This is a genomic window from Thermodesulfobacteriota bacterium (assembly GCA_036397855.1).
Lineage (GTDB): Bacteria > Desulfobacterota_D > UBA1144 > Nemesobacterales > CSP1-2 > DASWID01.
In genome coordinates this window covers 1-2,330 of sequence record DASWID010000063.1, presented here as the reverse complement: position 1 = coordinate 2,330, position 2,330 = coordinate 1, and the positions used below count along the sequence as shown (strand labels likewise).

The following is a 2,330-nucleotide window of genomic DNA, read 5'->3' as shown; positions in this document are numbered from 1 at the left end:
AATAGGAGGGCATATGGCAACAAAAGCAAATACCGTTATTAAATCAATCAACGAGTCTGAACTTGAACAAAAGGTAAAGGACATGTACAGGGATGTCGCCTTAAACCCCGAAGGGGAGTTTCACTTCGAGATGGGCCGCGCGCTGGCGGAAAGATTGGGTTATTCGCCAGAAGACCTGGACCAAATCCCGGCCGAGGCGATCGAATCGTTTGCTGGCGTCGGCTACTATTTCCATTTATTGAATCTGCATGAGGGTGAAAGCGTAATTGACCTTGGCAGTGGATCAGGGATGGACACCTTCGTTGCCGCCCTGAAGGTGGGACAAAGTGGCAAAGTAGTAGGAATCGACATGACGGATGAACAGCGCGCCAAGGCGGAGCGCTTGCGTGATCGGGCAGGATTCAACAACATAACCTATCTCAAGGGTTACATCGACGCTATCCCCTGTGCAGACGAGAGCTTCGATGCCGTAATCAGCAACGGGGTAATCAATCTCGCCCCTGACAAAAGAACAGTGTTTCAGGAGGCTGCACGGGCGCTAAAACCCGGCGGGCGCCTTGCCATCTCGGACATCGTAACCGAGGTACAGCTCCCGGATGGTATTACGTGCAATACCACACTATGGGCCGCCTGCATCGGTGGAGCAATGCAACAGGACGGTTACCGCACGGCGATTGAAGCGGCGGGCCTACGCGTAGAGGCCGTACAGCATAATCCGCAGTACCAGTTCATCTCCGAGAATGCCAGGGGCGCAAGCAAGAAGTTTGGTGTAAAAAGCATCTCCCTGCTAGCAGTAAAGGCATAAAATTGAACTGCAGCGATGGGTTTTTTCGTGTAAGATCTCGGGTAGGTGGCACTTTTTCTTTTCTTGATAAGTAACCCCTGGCATAAATTAGACACATTAATGGGGGCTGTGTAAATGTCAGATATTTCGGGGCCAGAATCTTTAAAAGCGTTTTCCTGATTCGTCGTGCTTGTCGTTTTTAACTTCTTTGTCTTGATACAAAGAAGCAAAAATCAAGGCTATCCAAAAATTTGCTAAAAATCATACACTCCGACTAAAAAATTTAACCCAGCCACAGCCCGCAAATTTTTTTTAACGTCTTCGTTCCTGATTTTCTTAACGCAATTTTTGGAAGGCCGTTCAAGTCCTTTTCATTCTGAAAAGGATGGATGAATACAAAACTTTCATGAAAATCTTAGTGATTTTGTCCTCGAAGTACTTGACATTTACTGGGTGGATTGACAAAAGAGTAATAGTTCGATAATATAAAATTATTTAGGAATCCAAAATGACGGGATCAAATAAGTCTATATTCGATCCAATATATAGACAGGGGAATGTAAGTGCTCAGATATCGCGGACACTCTTCACCATAGGCAAAGCTATAAAGCACCTTCAGTGGGATGAAAGCAAATCAAAACATCTAACACCCACACAAGTGCAGTCCCTTTTGTTCCTAAAATATATAAGACCTGACGCTGCGACTGTAAATACACTTGCAAAATACCTCACATGCACTCCTGCTACTATAAGCGGTATACTTGACACTCTGGAAAATAAGAAATTCATCGTCAGGAGTAGAAAATCTAATGACAAAAGACAGGTTTTGTTAAGCTTAACGCCCAAGGGTATGAGAGCTCTAAGTGTGTTTGAAAATTTTGGTAAGGAAATAGAAGAATTAATTTCTGAGTTCGATAAAGAAGAACAGGAGATTTTGGGAAAGCTTCTTATGAAATTATCAAAGAAGTTCATTGAGAAAGGTTACGGATTTGCTATGGATATATGCAGAACCTGTTCTTTTTATATTCCAAATAAGTATCCTGGGTCTTCAAAGCCTCATTATTGCAGGTGCCTAAATATTTTGTTGAGTGAAAAAGAGATTTACATGGAGTGCCCGGATTACAAAGAGGCCCTTAGTTAAGGATGAAATAAAAAAAATTTAAAGGGGTTATTTAGTAATCCTAATTATTAGGTATCCTAGTTAATATAGGAATGTAATAAAAGATGAAGATAAAAGAGATGGAGTTCAAAGGGTTCATCCAGGAAGACGAGGAGTTTTTCCCATATTCTGACATCGAAGATAACTCGGTGCTTCGTATCGTAGAGTCCAAGCCAGGGATTGAACTCGAACAACCACCGTCCACAGAAAAAGTGGAAAGGACTCTAGATGAGCAGTTTAGAATCCTCTACCCCTATTTTAAAGTCATGGCAGGTGAACGGCTACTGACTCGAAAGGATGAGATAGAGATATCGGCAAGAATAAGGAAATGCCAATCAAAAATAGAGGAAATAAAGGCCCTACAAGATAGCTTATCAAAAGGGAAAG

3 protein-coding genes are annotated in these 2,330 nt (G+C 42.7%); all 3 read left to right on the top strand.

Annotation, left to right across the window (positions count from 1 at the left end):
* Positions 1-13 precede the first annotated feature (13 nt).
* Entirely contained in the window at positions 14-805 is a 792-nt protein-coding gene (locus tag VGA95_04895; GenBank protein HEX9665880.1) for a methyltransferase domain-containing protein, read from the top strand.
* Between the two features lie 487 nt (positions 806-1,292).
* Positions 1,293-1,925, top strand: a complete 633-nt coding sequence (locus tag VGA95_04890) for a MarR family transcriptional regulator (protein ID HEX9665879.1) — start codon at positions 1,293-1,295, stop codon at positions 1,923-1,925.
* 83 nt (positions 1,926-2,008) lie between these two features.
* On the top strand, positions 2,009-2,330 hold a 322-nt coding region (locus VGA95_04885; protein HEX9665878.1), incomplete at its 3' end, for a hypothetical protein.

What these genes read in the sequence shown, in the direction of transcription:
- VGA95_04895 (HEX9665880.1), top strand. Translation starts at nt 14, where the DNA reads ATGGCAACAAAAGCAAATACCGTTATTAAATCAATCAACGAGTCTGAA.
- VGA95_04890 (HEX9665879.1), top strand. Translation starts at nt 1,293, where the DNA reads ATGACGGGATCAAATAAGTCTATATTCGATCCAATATATAGACAGGGG.